Annotated in this window: 15 protein-coding genes and 5 pseudogenes; 12 read left to right on the forward strand and 8 right to left on the reverse strand. The window is 55.8% G+C overall.

What is annotated here, in order from left to right:
• Positions 1-212: ATP-binding protein (locus tag AWB74_RS38450; protein ID WP_160110357.1), on the forward strand; the 212-nt coding region annotated here is incomplete at its 5' end.
• A gap of 245 nt (positions 213-457) precedes the next feature.
• A pseudogene (locus AWB74_RS45355) lies at positions 458-565 on the forward strand (IS110 family transposase); the annotation flags it as partial.
• A gap of 158 nt (positions 566-723) precedes the next feature.
• Here AWB74_RS45355 and AWB74_RS38455 read toward each other — a convergent pair.
• The 3 genes and pseudogenes from AWB74_RS38455 to AWB74_RS48810 all read right to left on the reverse strand — a co-directional run bounded on the left by AWB74_RS38455 (position 724) and on the right by AWB74_RS48810 (position 1,830).
• Positions 724-945: a hypothetical protein gene (locus AWB74_RS38455; RefSeq protein ID WP_061151822.1), complete on the reverse strand. Its 222-nt coding sequence runs from the start codon at positions 943-945 to the stop codon at positions 724-726.
• Positions 942-1,592, reverse strand: a pseudogene (locus AWB74_RS38460) (ATP-binding protein); the annotation flags it as partial. The gene AWB74_RS38455 and the pseudogene AWB74_RS38460, both read right to left, overlap by 4 nt.
• Complete coding sequence (locus AWB74_RS48810) at positions 1,591-1,830, reverse strand: hypothetical protein (RefSeq protein WP_407642526.1); 240 nt, start codon at positions 1,828-1,830, stop codon at positions 1,591-1,593. The pseudogene AWB74_RS38460 and the gene AWB74_RS48810, both read right to left, overlap by 2 nt.
• Before the next feature lie 3 nt (positions 1,831-1,833).
• Here AWB74_RS48810 and AWB74_RS48815 point away from each other — a divergent pair, with 3 nt between their 5' ends.
• The 5 genes and pseudogenes from AWB74_RS48815 (at position 1,834) to AWB74_RS38480 (ending at position 5,513) form a co-directional block, all read left to right on the forward strand.
• On the forward strand, positions 1,834-1,947 hold the full coding sequence (locus AWB74_RS48815) for a hypothetical protein (protein ID WP_407642527.1): 114 nt from the start codon (positions 1,834-1,836) through the stop codon (positions 1,945-1,947).
• Positions 1,948-1,960: 13 nt separating this feature from the next.
• The gene (locus tag AWB74_RS48820) at positions 1,961-2,152 is read left to right on the forward strand and encodes a hypothetical protein (RefSeq protein WP_061151825.1); all 192 of its coding nucleotides are present in this window, start codon (positions 1,961-1,963) and stop codon (positions 2,150-2,152) included.
• Positions 2,153-2,354: 202 nt separating this feature from the next.
• Entirely contained in the window at positions 2,355-3,590 is a 1,236-nt protein-coding gene (locus tag AWB74_RS38470) for a tyrosine-type recombinase/integrase (RefSeq protein ID WP_160110358.1), read from the forward strand.
• Between the two features lie 101 nt (positions 3,591-3,691).
• A pseudogene (locus tag AWB74_RS38475) lies at positions 3,692-4,402 on the forward strand (tyrosine-type recombinase/integrase); the annotation flags it as partial.
• 169 nt (positions 4,403-4,571) lie between these two features.
• Positions 4,572-5,513, forward strand: coding sequence for a tyrosine-type recombinase/integrase (locus tag AWB74_RS38480; protein WP_327363037.1), 942 nt, complete (start codon positions 4,572-4,574; stop codon positions 5,511-5,513).
• 20 nt (positions 5,514-5,533) lie between these two features.
• Here the strand turns inward: AWB74_RS38480 and AWB74_RS38485 are convergent, their stop codons facing one another.
• On the reverse strand, positions 5,534-6,022 hold the full coding sequence (locus tag AWB74_RS38485; RefSeq protein ID WP_235024847.1) for a helix-turn-helix domain-containing protein: 489 nt from the start codon (positions 6,020-6,022) through the stop codon (positions 5,534-5,536).
• An 836-nt stretch (positions 6,023-6,858) separates the two neighbouring features.
• Between AWB74_RS38485 and AWB74_RS49070 the strand changes: the two are divergent.
• Positions 6,859-7,470, forward strand: a pseudogene (locus tag AWB74_RS49070) (IS110 family RNA-guided transposase); the annotation flags it as partial.
• A 1,223-nt stretch (positions 7,471-8,693) separates the two neighbouring features.
• Positions 8,694-9,563 (forward strand): class I SAM-dependent methyltransferase, encoded by an 870-nt coding sequence (locus tag AWB74_RS38495; RefSeq protein ID WP_061151831.1) that lies wholly within the window; start codon positions 8,694-8,696, stop codon positions 9,561-9,563.
• A 233-nt stretch (positions 9,564-9,796) separates the two neighbouring features.
• On the opposite strand, the gene AWB74_RS38500 is transcribed toward AWB74_RS38495, so the two are convergent.
• The 4 genes from AWB74_RS38500 to AWB74_RS38510 form a co-directional block, all read right to left on the reverse strand.
• A complete protein-coding gene (locus AWB74_RS38500) occupies positions 9,797-10,927 on the reverse strand; it encodes a GNAT family N-acetyltransferase (protein ID WP_160110359.1) in 1,131 nt (376 codons plus the stop codon).
• A 7-nt stretch (positions 10,928-10,934) separates the two neighbouring features.
• A complete protein-coding gene (locus AWB74_RS45995; protein WP_160110360.1) occupies positions 10,935-12,104 on the reverse strand; it encodes a hypothetical protein in 1,170 nt (389 codons plus the stop codon).
• Between the two features lie 249 nt (positions 12,105-12,353).
• Positions 12,354-13,946: an endo-1,3-alpha-glucanase family glycosylhydrolase gene (locus tag AWB74_RS38505; protein WP_143749417.1), complete on the reverse strand. Its 1,593-nt coding sequence runs from the start codon at positions 13,944-13,946 to the stop codon at positions 12,354-12,356.
• Entirely contained in the window at positions 13,943-16,252 is a 2,310-nt protein-coding gene (locus AWB74_RS38510) for a GNVR domain-containing protein (RefSeq protein WP_061151834.1), read from the reverse strand. The genes AWB74_RS38505 and AWB74_RS38510 overlap by 4 nt, the downstream gene beginning before the upstream one ends.
• Positions 16,253-17,090: 838 nt before the next feature.
• Here AWB74_RS38510 and AWB74_RS38515 point away from each other — a divergent pair.
• From AWB74_RS38515 to AWB74_RS38525, 3 genes and pseudogenes are all read left to right on the forward strand, one after another.
• Positions 17,091-18,180, forward strand: a pseudogene (locus AWB74_RS38515) (IS5 family transposase).
• 270 nt (positions 18,181-18,450) lie between these two features.
• Complete coding sequence (locus AWB74_RS38520; RefSeq protein ID WP_061151835.1) at positions 18,451-19,476, forward strand: hypothetical protein; 1,026 nt, start codon at positions 18,451-18,453, stop codon at positions 19,474-19,476.
• Entirely contained in the window at positions 19,476-20,906 is a 1,431-nt protein-coding gene (locus AWB74_RS38525) for an MBOAT family O-acyltransferase (protein ID WP_061151836.1), read from the forward strand. The genes AWB74_RS38520 and AWB74_RS38525 overlap by 1 nt, the downstream gene beginning before the upstream one ends.
• The last annotated feature ends 30 nt before the right edge of the window (positions 20,907-20,936 follow it).

The raw sequence follows: 20,936 nt of genomic DNA on the forward strand, positions 1-20,936 counted from the left end.
TGCTCGAAGTCCTCGACGATCGCCACGGCAACCGTTCCACGATGGCGACATCGCAGTTGCCGGTCGACAACTGGCATACCGCCATAGGCGAACCGACTGTCGCGGATGCGATCCTTGACCGACTTGTACACAACGCTCATCGCCTCACGCTCGATGGTGAATCGATGCGCAAGACGAGAAGCTCGTTGACTGCAACGACTGAGACCGAGTAAAAAGGCAAAGCTCCCGCGTCGCTGCTACCTGTTTGTTCGCGATGGCGTGGAATTCGTGTTCGCTTTGCCGTGGAATCAGCGTTCGATTTGGTGTGGATCGGGTGTTCGTTTTGCGTGGAATAGGCAGCCGACCACTCATGATGTTCGAGAGCTCTGAATCCAGCAAGCTTTACGAGTGCCCGATCACCTGGCCGTGATCAAGCCGTGTATCGCGGCCGTCAACATGTTCGACGATGCTAACTTCGCTGCGCGAGCTCGGCCACGAGGTTCGGCTGATCGCGCCGCAGTTCGCCGCGCCGTATCGCAAAGGCGGCAAGCACGTGAAGAACGACAGGCTCGATGCGGAGGCGATCTGAGAGGCCGCAGGCCGGCCGCATATGCGCTTCGTGGCCGTCAAAACCGCAGGTGTTGGCGGCGGAGTAAATCCGACACCAGACGGCGGCGCAAGGTCGAGTTAAACACTCGGCCAGGCACCACAGGCATTGCCGCCCGCAGGGCGAGTAAAACAGGATCAGAACCCGCCCTTAATGTCGTCGATATCGACATCGGTGGGCGACGAACGCTGCTCGCGGATCAGTTCGTGTAACTCGACGCCGTAACGCATCCAGATGCGTGCACGCAGATCGCTGAGCAGCTCGAACACGGCGAGCGCCTGCTGGGGCGACCAGTCGGCGTCGATCAGGAAGTCCAGCCCGCGAGACAGGCCCGAAGGCAGGTGTGTGCGGCGGCTCACGGCTTCTTCTCCGGGCGCGCAGCGCTACGCCTCCTGGAGCGCTGCTCGGCCCGTTCGCGCGCTTCCTTGACGCGATATGACTCGCCCTCGATCGCGATGACATCGGCGCGATGCACGAGGCGATCGACCAATGACACGACGCAGGCCGCATTCGGGAACACCTCCGACCACGCTGCGAACGGTTTGTTCGTTGTAACCACCGTGCTCGCGGCGCCGTACCTGCGGCTTACCAGCTCGAACAGCAGGTCGGCATGGCGGTTCGAGTACGACAGGTAGCCCACCTCGTCAATCAAGAGTACTTCGGGCGAAGCGTAGCGATGCAGGCGCCGGCGCAGCGCCGAGTCACTGTCGAGCGCGGCCAACTCGCCGAGCATCTGGCCAGCCGTGGTAAAGAGCGCCGTGTATCCGTGGATGAGCGACTGATACGCGAGGTTCAGTGCGAGTGTCGATTTACCCACGCCGTTCGGCCCGATCAGCACGACGTTAGACTTCTCCCTGACGAACTCGAGCGCCATCAATTCCTCGAGCGCGCCGCGGTCAATCCGTTTGGGCCATGCCCAGTCGAAGTCTGCCAGCGGCTTGAAGTTGCCCAGGCGGGCGTCGCGGATACGCCGCTCGAGCGAACGGCGCGCGCGTTCCTGCTCTTTAGATGTCGAGCCGGTGTGGCGTCACGCGCTTGTCCTTGTCGCGCACGTGTTCCGGCAGCTTGATGGCGATGGGCGGAGGGGCGCCCCGGGCAGCCCGCCGACGCTCCAGTGCCAGGCGCACCGGGTTCTGGTGCGGCGCGGCGCCGCTCGCGAGGGTTTCCTCGATCGCGGCCTGCAATTCGGCGGCGCCATACCGGTCGAGCAATCGCAGCAGCTGCGCGGTAATGTTGCCTAGCATCAGGTGCGCATCCTCGATGGCGCCGATGTCGTCGCCGAGCATGCTCGCAGTTACGACCGCGGCGCGCAGATCGAGATCGCGACGCACATCTTCCTCTCGCGACAGCCACCGGCCTAGGTTCGAACCGGTAATGGCTGGCAAACGCGAGCAGCGCTGGATTGAAGCGGATCGCATCGCCCTGACGCTCAAGCACGGCGCTGCGCAGATTGTCGTACTTCAAGACCCTAGGCACGCCGGACCATGCTTCGAAGGCACCCACGTGGCCGGCCAGGAAGCTGTCCATACGGGCATTGAGGAAGAAACGCAGCCAGATCTGCCGTGACCACGAAAGCACCATCACAAAGGCCATCAGCGGCCGGCGCGCGCGACCGATCTGCAGGTGGCCGAATGAGGCCCACTACGCCGAGCGTCGAACTATGCCGAGAAGCGGTCTCGCGTCCTTTATGGATTCCTCAGTTTGTCGAAACAGATCGGCATAGTATTTCTTCCTCATGGCCATATCCTTGGCTTTGAAGGAGGATGAGATGGACAAGACTGATGGCAAGGTGTGGAGGCTGTTGCACGCGCCCAGTGGACCGCTTGCCGCACATATCGATCCGTTCGGCAAGCACCTGAACGAGCAGGGTTACGACCGAGTCTATATTGGTCACCAACTTCGGTATGTTGCGAGATTCAGTCGCTGGCTGAAGGCGAACCATATTCAAATAGATGGCGTAGTGGATGAACATGCAAACCGGTTTGTGGCGAGATATGCGACAGCATCTGCAATTCAGGCCGGATTTCGAGCGACCATATTCAGGTTTATCACCTATCTGCGTCAACATGGTGCCATCTCTGATCCTCCAGTGGTGACTGAGACGACGGAAGTGGGTCGGATCATCACCGCATATTCCCGATATCTTCGCGACGATCAGGGGCTGTCGACCGCAACCAGCGTTCAATATGTCCCGTTTGCCGAGCAGTTTCTCATCAACAGATTTGGCACGGGCGCGATCAGGTTGTCTACCTTGAACGCCGCCGACGTGATCAGCTCCATCCGAGAACAAGCCTCTCGATTGGGCCCTGCTCGTGCCCGCTGCGCAACCATCGCGCTACGCTCATTCATGCGGTTTCTAAAGTATCGTGGCGACATCAAGCTCGATCTGGCCGCCGCCGTTCCCGCCGTTCCCAATTGGTCAATGACGGCAATTCCACGTGCGATGCCATCCGAGCACGTAAACGCCGTGTTGGCCAGTTGCAGGCGAGATACATCGACGAGTCGCAGGAACTACGCAATTTTGCTGCTGCTGGCACGACTGGGCTTGCGATCAAGCGAGATCGTTCAGCTCACGCTCGATTGCATTGACTGGGAGCGCGGTAGTCTTACAGTAATCGGCAAAGGCGGAAGCCAATCGATATTACCGATTCCGACGGATGTTGGCGAGGCCATCGCAGACTATCTTCAACATGGACGTCCGCGTTGTAACTTCCGTGCACTCTTCCTGTGTGCGAATGCACCGCTCCGCAGCTTTGGTTCGCAGACCAGCATTGGTTCAATCGCCTATGCCGCCGTGACACGCGCAGGGATTAGTACACAGCATAGAGGCACACATCAATTCCGTCATGCGTTGGCCTGCGAGATGCTCAGGCACGGCGCCTCTCTCCGTGAGATCGGTAGCGTGCTGCGGCATCAACACTCGAAGACAACGGGTATCTACGCGAAGGTGGACTTCGTGGCCCTGCGTTCACTTGCGCAACCGTGGCCGGGAGAAGCGAGATGAGCACGTTATCAAAGTTGTTCGACGATTACCTGACGACTCGACGCGCATTGGGTTTCAAGCTGAGCTGTGAAGGTACCGGCCTGAAGACGTTCGTCTCGTTCATGGACCGGCAGCAGGCCAAGTACATCACAACGAAGCTCGCGCTCGACTGGGCACAGGAACCTCGTTCAGTTCAACCCGCTCAATGGAGCCGACGTTTGGCGTTTGTGCGAGGCTTCGCTCGGTATTGCAGCGCGTTTGACGCACGGACCCAAGTGCCTCCATCGGATCTTCTTCCGTTCGACTATGTCCGCCCTGTACCATACTTCTTTACCGACCGCGATATCGAACGTCTGTTACAGGCCAGCCTGAAGCTCCGCCCCGAGAACAGCTTGCGACGCTGGACATTTCACTGCTTGTACGGTCTGCTCAGCGTATCGGGACTACGGTCCTGTGAAGCGCGTAATCTGCTCGTGGACGACGTCAACCTCGTTGATGGAATACTGACGATTCGCTCATCCAAATTTGGTAAATCGCGTCTCGTGGTTCTGCACCCGAGCGTGGTTGCGGTCCTTGCGAGCTATCTGGATCGGCGCCAACACTTCTTCGGATCGCGCTTGTACCTCGTGAGTCACGTCTTTGTGAACGACTGCGGTTCGCCTTTGAATGGCGAGCAAACGCTCGATACATTCCAGCGTTTGATGAAGCGTATTGGCGTAACGGCTAACGAGGCAGGACGCAAACCGCACCTGCATGATCTTCGGCATCACTTTGCCATGCAGGTGCTGTTGCGGTGGTATCGCGACAATGAAGAGATCGAGCGGCGGCTGCCGGCGCTGTCAGCGTACCTCGGGCATGTCGAAGTTCGCGACACATACTGGTATCTCTCCGCGCGACCGGAACTTCTGCAGCTCGCGAACGGCTTGAACGATACTGGGAGCGAACGTCATGAAGACTATCAACTTCGGAAGCGTCTTAACGCGCTTCATTACCCAGCGTCTGATGCAGCAGCGACATGCGAGCCCGCACACCATCGGGTCCTATCGGGACACGTTTCGCCTGTTGCTAAAGTTCGTTCACACTCGGACTGGCAAGCAACCGTCCAGACTCTTGTGGGCCGATATCGACGCCCCGTTGATCAGCGCGTTTCTCGATGATTTGCAGAATAGTCGTGGTATTAGCGCGCGTAGCAGGAACCTGCGTCTAACTGCAATACGTTCCCTGTTCCGATACGCTTCGTTCGAGCTACCGGAATATTCCAGCCAGATCCAGCGGGTACTGGCAATTCCGCAAAAACGCACCACCCATCGGCAAATTGGATATCTGACCCGACGGGAACTGGACGCCCTGCTCGACGCGACGGATCAGAGTACGTGGTCTGGGCGACGCGACTACGTCTGGCTGCTGCTTGCCGCGCAAACTGGACTACGACTGTCAGAACTGACCGGACTCACTCGCCAAGATGTTCACCTAGGCACAGGCGCCTACGTGCATGTAACAGGCAAGGGCCGAAGAGAGCGATGCACGCCGCTAACGGAGCAAACCGAGCGGGTATTACGGGCGTGGCTGAATGAGCTTCCCGTCGATGAAACCCAGATTGTGTTTCCGAATCGCCGTGGCACTCGCATGAGCAACGACGGCATCCAATACCTGCTCGCGCGTCACGCCGACAAGGCCCGGAAGACGTGCGCGTCGCTAAGGGGCAAGCACATAAGCCCCCACGTGTTGAGACATTCCGCAGCCATGAACCTTCTACACGCTGGGTATGACACGACCGTCATCGCAATGTGGCTGGGTCACGATTCCGTCGAGACTACCCACATCTACCTGGAGGCAGATCTCGAACTGAAACGAAAGATGCTCGAAAAGATGGCGCCCTCGGGGACTACGGCGGCAAAATACAAACCTGGCGACGCGTTACTGGCATTCCTCCAAAGCTTGTAGCGCGAGAAACTATGCCGAGTTCAATCTCCAGTCGCGCCCTCCAAACGACGGCGCCTTATAAATCGAGGGAGGTCTATCGGCATAGTTCGACGCTCGGCGTAGTGGCGCCTATACCGAGCTCGGTATAGGGCCCAGTCGACCTCACCCACTTCTCCCGGCATGGCGCGCAACCGCAGATAGGCCTCAGGAGTCGGGCGTGGGCGGTGGAGCGCCACCAGGTGACGGAAATGGTGAATGTTGCCCCGGTAACCACGCTCGGTCACCATCGCGTACAGACGGCTGGCTGTGAGTGAGGGAAACTTCTTGAGCGTCTCATGGATGAACGGCAGGTACGGATCAATCCGCGAGGGCCGCTGCAGACCGCCCACCCGCGGCAGGCCCGCCTGGGCCAGCACACGCTGCACGGTGCCGCGATGCACATGCAACTGGCGCGCGATGGTGCCGCAGCGCCACTTCTTGACGTGGTAATAGCGCAGGATCTGCGCCTCAACTTCAGTCTTGATGGTCATGGGTCGGTTCCTTTTTGTTCGGTAGCAGTACGAACCTCATGGAAGACCCGACGGCGTAATGGCCCATGACGCACAAGCTCACATGCGCAGTAACAGAAGCGGCAATGCCCGTGCGATGGCGTGGTTGCCATCGTGGCTGTCGTCTCTCTGGCCGATGTCGTCGGAGTGGCGATCAGTAGAGCATCTGCGGTGGGCTTGGCGGAAGGGTGATGCGTCACTTTCTCGCGCCGCTGGCGATAGCGGCGCATCCTGGCGGCATGCGCCATACGACCGCGCCAGCTGCGCTGGTAACGGCGACCAGCCTCTCGCAGGCTGGCTCGGCGTGAGGCCTGCGCGCAGTCGCGATCGCAGTAAGTCTGGCCGCTATCACAACGGCGGCAGACGATGACCTGCGCCCGGCAACGGGCGCACACGTACAGGCGGCCCCTGGGCGGCTGCATTGGCGGCTCCTCCAGAACGCCAAAGATGAGGAGGAGTCGAACCAAGTCGACGGGCCGCATGAGCAATGCGATACTGACAGCTCACACGGCTCTCCGGCCGGCCGACAGGCCCGCCATATGGATACCTGTGGAGGCGCAGCGCCGGACTGGACTTGGCGGTTGAGACCGGCGCTGCGCCTGTTGTTCTTCTTTGGCAAACGCCTTTCTATCATGCGGACGGCACGCCCCGATTCAGGGCACGTCTCCGGTCGCCCTACGGACTCCCTACGCCGTGCCCTGAATCAACGTCCCGTTCAGCGTGGGGTTGAACGCTTCCCTGATGCCTGTCTTCATCCTCGCGTGTGGCGCCGCCGCACTATGACGCCGCCGTTTATTGTCGGTTTTCAACCGCCGTTCACAGCAGGCCAGCAAAACACGCTGGTGGTGCACCGCATGCGCAGCGGTTTCGTCGAGGAGCCCGCAAGGCATCGAAGCGTTTCGCGCCTATTTCGTCGATGCACTCGAGGACGGCGACACTGAACTGAACGGTGTCGCCCGCACGGCGCTGCTGCAAGGCTGGGAGCACCTGCGGGCCCTTGACCGGCAAATCACCTGGTATGACGCGCAAGTCGCCACCACGTGAAGCACGACAGCAATACGCAGCGCGTCATGGCGGTCATCGGCATCGGAGCGCTCACCGCCTCGACCGCCGTCGCGACCGCCGGCGACGCTCGCCTGTTCAAAAACGGCCGCCAATTTGCCGCCTGGCTCAGCACGGTTCTCAAACAGAAGAGCAGCGGCGGAAAGACCCGCTTGGGTCGCATTATCAAACAGGGCAACACATATCTGCGCATGCTGCTGTTCCAGGGCGCGCGCTCGGCTGTAACGAGCGCCCATCGACGAACCGACCGTCTCTCGCGCTGGATCGTTCAGCTCCAGGCACGCGTGGGCTGGTATCGAGCGCTGGTGGGCGTCGCCAACAAGCACGCGCGCATCCTGTGGGCGATTCTTGCCAAGGTAAAAGCGTGACTTCGCAATCCAGGACGCAAAGGCAAGGATAGCGACAGGTCAGACCGGCAGCAGGCGAACTCGAGAACTCCGCAGGCGCTACACGTCGTGTATTCGCCGATACCCGAATGGAGTCCTGCTGCGCGGTTACTATCCAGGCCCGGGGCACCGGCGACAATAGTGCTCAACAAGGCCGCTTATAGGTGTGCAGTCTGTCGCGCCGCCCAATGCCGAACGTGTCCCCGATGACATGGGAATCGAATGGATGAATAGACAGATCAACCCAGCTTGCAAACAAAGGAAAGTCCTTATAAAAGGAGTTTGGGTGCCCGTCGGCGCACAATTAAATTCATAGGGCACCACACGCTGGATGACCCCAGACGCTTGTAGAAACCTTGCCTGCACGAATAGTCTACTTAAATCAAAGGAACACTTCTGGCCAACATCTCGGTAAGTCCTGCCGACCGTCCAATGCTGAGCATCCCCCGAACCGATCCCTGTCGGAGCCGCCAGCGAGGTGGGCTTGCCCGGGTTTCCACTGATACATATTGTTGTTGACTAGATGAAACGTGCTGAACGCACGGGTCGAGGGACCTTGACTGGGATCCTTCCTTCAACGTGCCAAACAGTCCCTGGCTTCCTCTCGGGACGTTTTGGATGCGGATTGGGATCTGTCTTTTGAGATCGCCAGATGGTCAGGGACGGAGACTCAACGGCACAGGAAAAGGGCATCCACAAGCCGTTCCAATGATCACGTGCACGCGCCACTTTCAATGTAAAGTGCTGCTAATATTGGGTACGTTATGACTTCCAAGCGGCGGCGCGCGATCATCTAAGAACAGATGGATGGTTTCCTCCAAAGCAGTCGGTGCGACTGTGCAAACGATCGCATTATGGAAGTTAGTATTCGAAACGGATTGGCATGTAACGAATCTTTCATCGCAGGGCACGCAGCGCGCGTCCAAGGCAAATGAACGAAGATGACCATCATGCGCAACGCATTCGAAGCGGTCAGTTTGTAAAAGCAGGTCTTGCTGAGGTCCCAGCAAAGGGGCCATGAAAACTGAATGACGCGGATTTCCCTGACTCGGAGGGGGCTACACGGTATCTCTACGCAGTTTGATTCGCGCTAAGCAATAAACAGAGACTGCCCTGCATCCAACAATAGAGCGGCATTGTTCGACGAACTGCTAGCAGGACGAGTCCTGTCGGTCTGAACTTTTTCGAAAACGTGCGAGGTTTCTATGAAAAAAACCGTCCTAACCCGCCTGCGCCGTGCGATAAAGCCGGCTTTTGCCGATCTGCTTATGTCGCTGCCTGAGGGTGTACATCGTACCCTGATGCTTCCTTCGGTTCGGCAATACTTCATCCATCTACCGTTGATCAAGGGTGTCTATTCGGGATGCTACCGCTCACACCCGATAGACAAAACGCTTGGAACCGACACGAGCGGTTTCGTCGATTCCGACCGGCTGACTGAAGACCAACCACCGTCCGATCAACATAACCCCTATATGGGAAGCCAGCCAAGCATCGTCCGGCGCGCCTTAGCGAGCCTACCGGCCATTGAGGGCTACACGTTCCTTGATTTAGGCTGTGGTAAAGGAAGAGCCATGATTGTCGCAACCGAGTACCCATTTGCTGCGGTTCTTGGATGCGATATCAGCGCTGACCTGGTCGCAAGGGCTAACGCAAACGCAAAAATTTTGGCGACCAGATTCCCCGGCCGAACCGCAATGCACGCGGTAGTGTCTGATGTACGCAAAATGGCATACCCGCGAGGAAGGCTTGTTGTTTTCCTCTACAACTCGTTTGGCGAATCACTCTTTCGCGAAGTACTGTCCTCCTTGATGGACGCATTGGATGCGGCCACTGTTGAACACCTTTTCATAGTTTACTATAACCCCGTCGAGGCTCATGTCGTCGACGCGATACCGGCCTTCAGGCGCTGGAGTGCCGACGTATATGAATACGCCCCGAACGAGTTGAACTACGGTCCCAGCCTTTGCGACACGGTCGTCGTGTGGCAAAGTGTCAAGCGAGCAACTCCGGGCGAAATGGCCAATTGTCAACGCCGAATTAAGGTCGCAGGGACCACCGCTTACTTGGATTAGCGTCATGCCCCAAGATTTCACTTGCGACCGAAATTCGCGTACGACGTTGATGTGATGTCCACTACGTCGGGGCGACATGGCCACGGCGATTCGGGCAGAGCATATCACCCACGAGACAAGCGGATACCATCGGATTGAACGAAGTTTTCCCCGGTGGAATCTCGAGTGACAGAAATCGCAAACGAGCGCAAATAATTAAAATCGAGCGCTCACTGTCGCGTGCCCGATTTGATCTAATTTTTTTTATCCTGTTTATGTGTTGAGGAAAGGATCCGTTTTGATAGCAACGCCGCTCCTCCCCACGCGCTTAGCGGAACAGTTAAGCTCACTGTTCTAACTAAGTTATCTTTGCTCCAATATCGCTTATAAGGCTCATCACCCACGCCCAGATCCAAGTCGATGCGACGATCGAATGCCCAGCGAACGAGCGATTCCATCATGGCCGATCCCGGTGAGAGCTTAGCATAGGCATCATCGAATGCAGTGATGATTAAGTGCGCAATGCTTCGCCCTTCTCCAACCATGCAAGCGGCGAGCGGCCTTTCATTTAACGTAACTACCAATAACCAATAGGGCTCGCTCGGCATGGAGCTTTGCAGAAGGGAAACGAGCAGGTTACGGTAGTCTGAAGAATCAAGCCAGTGTCCGTACTTACCAGCCCGCTTTGCCCACCGCGCCTTGTGCAAAAAGATCCAGTCGACGAATTTTTCACAATGCAATCGGTCGTCCCGTCCATAAATATTAAGCGCAACGTGACCTTCACGTCCTAACCTTCGGAGGAATTCTTTGGGGTGTTTACTAGGCTTGGAGCGGAGTCCTTTGATAAAACTTTCCCAGTCTGGCTCATTCTTCAAAAGAACAATAGGGGCGCAATCGCCGGTAACCAAAGAAAACGACTTCGGCCGTGGGAAAAGTGCGTAAAGCGGACGATCTTCCCTAATGTAGGGCAGGCTAAGAATGTCTGCTCGACTACGGGCCATGATGACCTTCAACGCCGCCAGAGTAATATCTCGTGCACCATCAATCGTGTCGACAAGAAAGACCGTATAATCAACAGCGCCTCCGGAAAGCGGCCGAGCGACCCTCCATAAACCTCGCTTAGAAATGGTCAATGGCCACACCAAGATCAGCGTTCCGTTTTGTCGGCCGGTGACACACAACAATCTAGATTTTTCTCCCGACGAATTGTTTGTCAGACATCGTCGACAGAAATTAAACGATTCATCGCTTTGCCCATCGCATCTGGCCCAAAGTCTGCCCCACTCCTCTTCTAGCGCAAGATATTCGGCGACATGTTCAACGACGTCAAATTGGATATGTCCATTAGCGTGAAATGTCGGCTTCTTCATTTTTGCGATGCCCATCCCATGTTCATACTGGCATATTAGCCCGATCTCCATTCTCCACTTTCTTCTCCCGCGAAACCAAGAGAACTGATACCAAGTAAAAAGTGAGAAGGACGGGAACAACATACGCGACTGCGACCATTAATGCGCCACGGAGCAAAAATACCATATAGAAAGATAAATAAAGTCCCATAGCTCGCCAAAGGGGCGATGAGTCGAGCAGTGCATCGATGCAACGGGAAACGGAGCCTAGGAGTACGCCATATAAAACCACTCCTGCCCAACCGAAATCGAGGTATCCTTCCGCAGGCAATGGCGCCGAAAGATTTACAAACCACATACTATAATTTCCTGATAGAAATTCACCAATCAAGATTCCGGTACTCAGCGGCTTATCGGACCAGACGGTATGCGGCACAAAGAAAAGGATCGCTCCCGCGACTTGCTTTCCCCAATAAAATCCCTCTGCGTTAACGATTTCCACGACGGCTACGGTATTAGCCCACGCATCGTATGATATCGAAGTAAAGTGTTGTTCGTAAAAACTTTTTGCCGAAGATGTGGCCATTGACCAGTCTTCTACCTTGGTATGCGTAAAAAGTTCAGCGATTGGGAAAAACAAACCGCTTAAAAGGAAGATAGACCAAAAAGTACGAGGCGCGGTTTCGAGCCAGGTCCGCAAGCACAAAAATACCAGTGTCAAATAGATGGGCCCAAGGGCGTTTCGTTTTTCCGTCAACGGATTCTCGCATAAGCAAAGTAAAGCGAACGCGAATAACGCGAGCATTATCCAAAGCGGGCCAATCCTTTGGGGGCGATGTGACACAATGACAATGAATACAGGAACGATCAGAAAGAAAAAAAATTTTCCGCGAATCATATCAAGCGGCGTGATGTCGGCCATTTCCGCATATGGTGGCTGCGAATTTTGCGCGAAACTAAATGCACTTACGGCCGCGATGGTGCACGCCGTTAAAGCTGGAATCAGTGAGAAATACCGCAACTTCAACCGCGGGCGCGAATGAAATATCTTTGTTGAAAAGTCAAATGCAAGAAGGAATCGCGACGTTAAGTAGGATATGATAAACGCTGTATATATCAAGTTGGCTTGAAGTACGTATGCGTCGTCATACGGTCTTGTGTTAACGAGCATTTTGCTATCGGCAGCGAGCTGCAGCGCCGGCGCAATGGTCACGAACAGAATCTCGAAAGTCAGGATCGATGCATCTGGAAAAGACGGTCTACGGCTGCACAAATTTAAGGCAAGGTGCAAGAGGACCACGCCTAGCAATAATAAACGAGAGATTACTACGGGCGGCGTGCTCTCGGGGTTTACTGAGAGGCTGTAGACCTCAACTGTAAGCAGGCAAGCACTCAATGCGAAATACGAGACCGCGTTCCCCAAGCTTTTCATAGGTCGTCATACCAATTTGATGAGCGGTAACTAATGACTGCATTCGAGGGATATGGGTGTTCGGGTAGAGGTCCCCCCGATGTACGTCGGATCTTGTACATTCCCTACCGCAACGATCGGAGTGGTGGAGGTCACGTTGACCACCGAGGTTCCATTTCGCAATATTGTAAAGGTCGGTGTTCCGGGAGTCGCGGGTACTCTGAGCACGTTTAAGCCTGCTACAGCATTCGACGTATATTCCTTGCCATCCACATTGATTTGCATGATGGCGGGAGCCGTTAAAAATCCGATCATTTCGATTTCGTTCACAGTCGGTTCGGCGCCTATGTTTGTCATAGGCGTCTCTGGCGTCGAAGCTCGGGCCGTCGAAAAGATCTGTCTACGGTGAAAAAAAATTATACTGTCACGCATAATTGGAGGCGGCTTACCTAGCTTCGCCCATTCAATGTAATATGCCGCCAGATCATAAAAAGCGAACTGTGTACCAACAGAGGGTGCGACGTGTGTCGTTTCGGAGTAGTCATTCCAGGTAACGATTTGCACGTAGGAAGGATTGCGTGATAGCACTTGAGACCACTGCTCTCGGAACAGCGAAGAATTCGCTGCCTCCCAGAACTTGGAATCTTTGGGCCGCGAGTCCTGTGGAGCGACGGGAATCATGACGTCTGCGCCAGACGATTCGAACGTCGTGAGCGCGTGATCTTCCCACCCCCCTTTTTCTGTCGATTCTGTCGGAGTTCGAATGCCCCAAAACGACAGGGTATTGGTAATCGGCCGGAAATCGCCGGCTTTAGAGGGATCCAAAAGGATAGGAACCAGTGTCACGTTGACGCCCGCGGCCGCGGCTCCGCGTAGTACATCGGTCCAGTAACCTTGTCTCACGTTCTCTGCGTAGAAGGGTGCGATCGCCAGATTGCCGTCGGAAGTTCGAAAAGCGTTTTTCTTTCCCGCGATGACACGTATGGCCGCAACCATCTGTTCCACACTTGCGCCGGCGAGCGCCGACATATCCGGCTCCGCTAAGATCGTGAAGTCAGGCAAAACATGCTCCGCGACGGTATAAACACGCATAACGTCATCCCACTGTGCGCCTTTATTGAGTTGCATGATATCAACGCCAAATCCGTCTATGCCAATCGTCCTGGCGCGCAATATCTCCACTGCCAGGGCGCGCTCCTTATATCCGCTGTTGCTGTACCGGGGCAACGGTAAAGGTCGATCGCGTAGGTAGCCGCCCACCTTCAGGTACTTATTCGCCTCGCCGTTTGGATTTAGATATTCCGTGCAGTAGTAGTCAGTACGAGCCGGCAGGTTATCAAGCGAAAGAGGGAACGGCGTAAAGTAATGAGCAAAGACATATGGTCGACGTCTGGCTCCGGTTAGCATAGAATCCGTTAAGAACGGCCAGGCCGACGGGTGCGATTCCGCATCGACAATAGAATGCGCGTTTGCTTGCAAAGCAGCCCATTGCGCGCTAGTGATAGTAGTCGCGCATTCCGCTTTTGATGCCACCGTGGAAAGTAGGCATGCGAGCGCGGACGCACCCGTCGCGCGAAAGAATTTCCGACAAACTCCTTCGATTCGCGCGACTCGATCAACTCCCCCCATCTGCAGACGTTTCACGTCTCGTGTAGCCCCGATGGACCATGCGTGATGCCGTCTCGTATTGCCTCACGTTGCGCTGCGAGTGAAGCACCTCCGAACGCCACAGACGAACCTCGCGTGCTCCCGGCGGTCTTTGAAAATTCGGCACGGCGAACTGAGAACCTTGGACCATAGCGCTTCTTGGCAAATCTCGTACTTAGCACCGCCCCTGTTATCTGCACGCCAACCGATTCGAACGCCCGGACGCAAGCGACTAAAGAGGTAATTCTTGAAAAATTCGACCGACCGACGACGAAAACGCATCCGGCTTGCTGCGCCATGACGAGCGTTTCCGCGGCGCTCAGCACCGGCGCGCCGTCTAAAATTACGTATTGGTAGCGATCGCTAACCGACCCCAATGATCTCTGCAGGGCGTCCCTCGAAAGGCTGGCGAGGGCACTGTCCGATCGGATGCCGCTTGGGAGAAAGTCGAAGTTCCCTTCGGAGCCGGTTCTAACCGCCTGCTCGAATGTACTGCGTCCAGCGATGAAGTCATACAGCCCTGGGGCTGGGCTGACGTTCCGTCTCGGGGATAGGTTGCTCGTGCGCGCATCCGCGTCGATCAATAACACTCGAGCACCGCCTCGCGCGAGTTGACTAGCAACATGCACGGCGACGTAGGATGTCCCTGTCCGCGCATTCACCCCGCTAAAGAGAGCAATGTGGGAACCTGTTTCATGCATCTTATGTTCGAAGATGGCCGCAAACCGGCGCAAGCTCTCGTTCGGCGGAAAGTTTGAACGAGAAGGAGTGGTCGCATGTTCATGGCTTTCGTCAATGCCTCGTCGATGGAAAGCATCGCGAGGCATGTCGCCGAAAGGTCCGCGCGCGAAGACAGGCAGCCCGGTGCGCCGTTCAATCTCATCGGGGTCGTCAATCTTCCCTGACAACGCTTTGCGAGCAAGCGCAAGTACCATCCCCAGGAAAGACCCACCCAAGACGCCAACCGCAACGATCAACCAACGCCACGGTTTTATTGGCTTTTCCGGAAGCATCGCGTCATCAACCAGCCTCACCTCATTTACTCTACCTGCCTTAATGAAGCGCAGTTGCTGCATATTTGCAAGCAATCCAGCGTAAAGTTGATTGTTGACGCTAATGTCGCGTGAAAGCTGCACTGCACGCTGCTCGAGCTCCGGTAACATCCGCGCTTCCGACTCCAACTTGGTGGCCCGCACGCTCAACGTGGTGATTTGACGGTCAATTGCGAGTACGGTACTGTCACCTTTCGTGAACCGTCGCAACAATTCCTCTCGTTGCACTTGGAGATCTGTGATCTTGGCCTGCACATCGGCCAGTTGTTTGATCACTATGCTGGCCTGCTCACTAAGATTAAGGGACCCCGTTTCGTTCTTAAACCGGCTGAACCGATACTCGGAACTTTCTATCTGACTTCTGAGCACCGGCAGTTCCTTGCTCAGCGCTTCCATAGACTTTTGTGCATCGCTACTCTTTCGGGCTTCTTCACTCAATACATATGTGGTGCCGATTGCATGAAGGACTTTTTGAATGAACGCGGGGTCTTTTCCTTCTAGAGATACACTGACTATATTCGACTCCTTTCCGCGTTCAGTCACCCGCAAGCCCTGCTGGAGGTTTTCGACGATAGTCGACAGCGAAAAACGCCGCAGAACAAAGACCTGTCCGGCATCGCCCGGAAGAGTATCGATTTTCAGGGAGATGGTTCCACGCTTTGAACTGAAGGTTTCCAAAGTTGCTACGCTTCCTTTGAAGGTCTCGCCATCAGGAGTCACGAGCCGATAACGTCCGTTTCCATCTGAAACCACTTCGAACGCTTTATTTCGCAGGCTCGCAGGTAGCTCAGCAACAGAAGCACTCCCTCGGTGGACGTCACTTGCTTCAGCGTCGCCGTTGATTCTGCGCCAAGCAGCAGTCAGCTTCGACTGTGCGCGAGTTAAGATGTCACGCCGCGGCTCAAGGGAGATATCCAGGTGCATGGGTGCGACTGCAGCGTCTAGAATACTGCGCGATGTAATTTTCTGAATTTCAGTTGCTGCACGAGGTTTTACCGCGAATAGCGAAGAGATATCGTCAAGTGAGCTTCGGCTCGACGACTCGGGCGGCTCCTGGACTTGGAGCAGCATACTCGTTTGATAGATCGGGGACGCAAGGAGCGCATATTCAGAGGCGACACAGCCCACGATGAAAGCCGTAGCGACGATAAGCTTATAGTTACTCGTGAGAAATCGCCTGTACGATTCGGTTGGCGTATCGACGCTTTCGGCACGTCCCGAAGCAGCACTTTCATCGAAGCCCTTAGTCATCTATCGCGCTCCAGCAAAAGACAGAAGAGGTTCACGTCTCGCTGACTACACACTTTAACGGCTCAGACTTCCCCACGAACCGTAGCTTCGTGGCTCGCAAGGGTCTGTGTCCTACCGCACATAGATCTCGGACGCCGATATGTCAGCAGGTACAAAATGACGTAAATGCAGTGTGGTCCTTTCTCTAGACGGTTAATAAGTATGGCGATCTTTACCGTTTTGCCCCACACGGCGCCCTTAGTTACGGGTTTCTACCAACCAGAACAGCGCATTGCTAACGTCTATCGTGTGGTTTGTTTCATGTACAACTAGCCCTTTTCCCGACTTCGGAGCGGAAGGGCCGTCAGGAAGCCATTCTAAGCGACTAAGGCCAATCATAAATCCATTCACAGCCTATCAAGCATACTGCTCATGACCCAGGCAATAGGTATGGCATCCGATTCTTGATTCGACACTTCGTTTTTTAGGTAGAGTAACATGACCGCATCGTTAGGATTTCGAATGACGAAACGTCTTCCGATATTGGTGGTTCCTGCTCCCCTTTGACAGCTGCCCGAGATTAGCTCAAAAGTTGTGTTATCCCTCTGTAAGGAGAAAGTATGATGATGATTCAGCAAGACCGTTCGTCTAAGCGAGGGCACGATCGCTTTCAGGAAGCCGGCGTCGCTCGTAAGATCCCGACGTCAAGACCGCTGGTCGTGGGTAACCATCCTCGGTAAGTTGCGCACCTGAGATGCCAGAGATGCCTAGCAGGCTATGAAATACCCTCTGCGCGGGTCGTCCGGGCAGGAGGGGCAAACGTTGATTCAAGCAATCGAACGACACCGAGACCGAAACGATGCGCGGAGCGGACAGCTACACCACGATGACCAAGCTGGTTGACTTCGTTCCAGCCAATCACCCGCTGCGACCGATTCGGCTGTGGTTGAACGAAGCGCTCACTCGCATGGATGCGGTCTTTTCCCGGATGTATGAGAGCGACGCTAAGGGCGGTCGCTCGAGCATTGCGCCGGAGAAGCTGATTCGCGCGCTGCTGCTGCAAGTGCTGTATTCGATACGAAGCGAACGCATGTTGATGGAGCAAATCTCCTACAACATGCTCTTTCGCTGGTTCGTCGGACTGGCGATGGACGATGCGGTTTGCGACCACTCCACTTTCAGTAAGAACCGTGACCGACTGATGATTCAAGATGTCATTGTCAGTTTGTTTAACGAGACGGTGGAGACTGCACGTGTGCGCGGTCATCTGTCGGGAGAGCATTTCAGTGTCGATGGCACGCTCATTCAGGCTTGGGTGGGACGCAAGAGCTTCGTGCCCAAGACCAAATCGGATGACGACTCGTTGCCTGATGACGGTGGCAGTTCTCAAGAGAAGTGGTATGGCGAGAAGCGTGGCAACGACACACAGGGATCCAGCACGAACGTGCAGGCACAGCTGTTCCGCAAGAGCTGCGGCACCGGGGCGATGCTTTGCAACATGGGTCACGTGCTGACCGATAATCGGCATGGTCTGGTGGTGAACGCACAGGTTACGCAGGCCAACGACACGGCCGAGCGAGACACGGCGGCGCAGATGCTTGCGGATGTCGCGCGAATCGCCGGCACGTCCAATACCGTAGGCGCTGATAAAAACCACGACACGGCGGGCTTCGTGACAACGTGCCGCGCGAATAATGTGACGCCGCACGTGGCGCGGAACGTCGCTCGCGTAGGCGGCTCGGCCATCGACGTTCGAACGACCCGCTGGCCTGGCTGCGCTATAGTCAGCGCAAACGCAAATGCATTGAGCGGGTGTTTGGTTGGAGCAAGACAGTCAGAATTCGCCAGGCGATGTATCGAGGTCTGAAGCGCGTCGACCAACTCATTCTGCTGAACCAGGCACCCTACAACTGACGCGCAAGCGAACGCTGGCCGCTCGGGCAGCATGAGAGCAAAGGCGGAGAGGAATGCGACATTAGCATCACCTAAATCGATGAAGCTCGGCTTCAAATTCGGTGACCACTACGTCGCGTTGGCTCTTTCAAGTGAGCGGGCGCGCGTTCAAGACGGGATTTTTCAACGGCCTGCTAGAGTTTCCGAAGACGAGGTATCTTGCAACTTGCATCATCCCATCTTACTCGGACGCTAGAGTCCGGGTATCTAGGGAAGAAGTGCGAAACAATCTTCTAGACAGTCTTCGAAGTTCAGGGAGGTGCGAGATGGTGGTGAATCCAGCGCGCGCATCAACGGCTAGCCCGACGAGCCTAGCGTCCCCACGTGTCGATGCAAATCGGAAAGAAGGTTTCATCATCAGGCTGGCCCTATTCCTAGCGCTGTCGGTGCTGGTCTGGCTGGGGCTGTGGGCGGCGTGGCGCGCGGTTCCTTTCGTTCGCCCAGGCTCCGACCTGATTAGCGAAGCGAAGTTCGAACGACTGAGCCGCCAAGCACTTTTCAACTCGGGCGACAAAATGCGCGTCCTCGTTTTCGGCAACAGCAAAACGATGGCCGGCTTTCGGCCCGCACTATTCGATTCGCTGATGGGGCCACACGTTCGCAGCGTTAACTTGGCGATTCCGGGTGATAGCCGCTTCTTACCCGTTTTGAAGGCGGCGCTAGAGGCGGGTAACCGGCCGACTCACATCGTTCTCACAGAACCGTGGGATGCGCTCCAACAGCCCCCCGGCGTATTAGCGCGCCTGACTGATGATGCAGCATTGGCCAATGCTATTGCTCCGTTTCGCCAGTTCCCGCGCGATTTGACGCTGTTCGTCTTTCAGTCACATCTGCGTGTGACTGCGGAATATCGGCGTGCGCGCGACGAGGCGGAGCAAATGCTGAGGGATCGGGGTTGGTACTTCATCAAGTCTCAGAGCCATTACGCCCATGACCAGCTACCGTCCGGATACCATTTGCCAACGGACTTGCCGAACAAGCTCTATGAGCGAGAACTGGTCGATCGCTCGCTGGTGCATGACGAGCTGTTTGCGCTGGCGCGGCAATACGACTTCACAATCATCTTCGTCCCGCTCAACCGTCGCGTGGGACAATCGGCGCCGCCTCCGGCGGCCGACGCCCGGCGGGTGAAAACGATCAGCCGCCATCCGCATGTCGTAGTCATCGGCCCCGACTACTATACGTACCCGGCTCCCAGTTTCGCAGACCCTGTCCACCTCAACCCAGAAGGTTCGGTCCACTACACGCAAGACCTCGCGCAATTGTTCCGATCAACTGGAGCTTTTGACTGATGCTATTCAACTCTTTCGAGTTCTTCGCGTTCTTAAGTATTTTTCTCGTGTGCTTTTTCCTGCTGCCACGACGCACACAGCCAGTCGTAGTGTTGGTGGCCAGCTATATCTTCTACATAGGCTGGCGCCCTGCTTTCGCGTTGCTATTGGCCTTTACGACCATCGTCGATTACACCACTGCCCTAGTGATGGGCGCGACCGACCGGGCGGCGTTGCGGCGCGCAGCAATGATCACTGCACTGACGATCAATCTGGGCATCCTTGCCACGGTCAAATATCTCGACTTTGCTATATCGAACGTGGTCGGGGCAGCCGGATTTTTCGGCTACGACTTGCCCCAATACGCGCTGAGCCTTGTGTTGCCGGTCGGCATCTCGTTTTACACCTTCCAGTCGGTTGGCTATACGTTAGATGTATACCACAGGCGCGTGCCGACTGAGTCAAACTTACTGACCTATGCGCAATATGTTGCTTTCTTCCCGCAACTAGTGGCCGGCCCGATTGAACGGGCCGCCCACATGCTGCCGCAATTCAGAAGAGCGCACCTTCCTCGCCAGGAAAACCTCTCGGGGTTGTGGCTGATTGCGTATGGCCTGTTCAAGAAGATGTGCGTAGCCGACACACTTGCGCCGGTAGTCGCGGGTATCTATGCCCACCCCGGTAACTTTAGCGGGTCCTATACATTGCTGGCCACCATTATGTTTGCGATTCAGATCTACTGTGATTTTTCGGGATACTCCGATATCGCCCGAGGCGTAGCACGGCTCATGGACTTTGAGCTTATGGTCAACTTTCGACAACCCTATTTCGCGACGAGTCTGACTGAATTCTGGCGCCGCTGGCATATCTCATTGTCATCCTGGTTTCGCGACTACCTGTACGTCCCGCTAGGCGGATCGCGCGAAGGTGAAAGACGGGCCATTCGCAACATCATTATCGTCTTCGTCCTGAGCGGAGTGTGGCACGGCGCCGCATGGGCGTTTGTCATATGGGGCGCGCTGCATGGGCTGGGGCTTGCAGCCGAGCGATTGTGGCGCAACATCGTCGGCGACGCGGATGGAAAAAACGCTCGCTGTCGATCAATCCTTGGCTGGATGTGGACGTCGGTGATCGTGCTGACAGGCTGGGTGTTCTTCCGCGCAGGAAGCTTGGATAACGCGATAGCCGTATTCGCCACTCTGCGCCACTTCGGACCTCTCGATTATGGCACTTTCAAGACACTTGGCCTGGCCAGTTTCGAAATCTTACTTCTGATACTAAATCTATTTATCTTGGTGGCTGTGGATTATTACATAAATTTTCGGCCTGAGCAGTTGCATCGATTGAGCGAACGGATTTATTTGCCGGTTGTGGGGGGCGTTGCGCTGATGTATTACATTGTCCTCTTCGGCGTTTTCGGCAGGTTGGATTTCATTTACTTCCAATTCTAATCAGCTCCTGTATCTCCTCGATTATGGCGT

Origin of the sequence: Caballeronia arvi (genome assembly GCF_001544695.2) — a bacterium.
In the GTDB taxonomy this organism is placed as follows: Bacteria; Pseudomonadota; Gammaproteobacteria; order Burkholderiales; family Burkholderiaceae; genus Caballeronia; species Caballeronia arvi.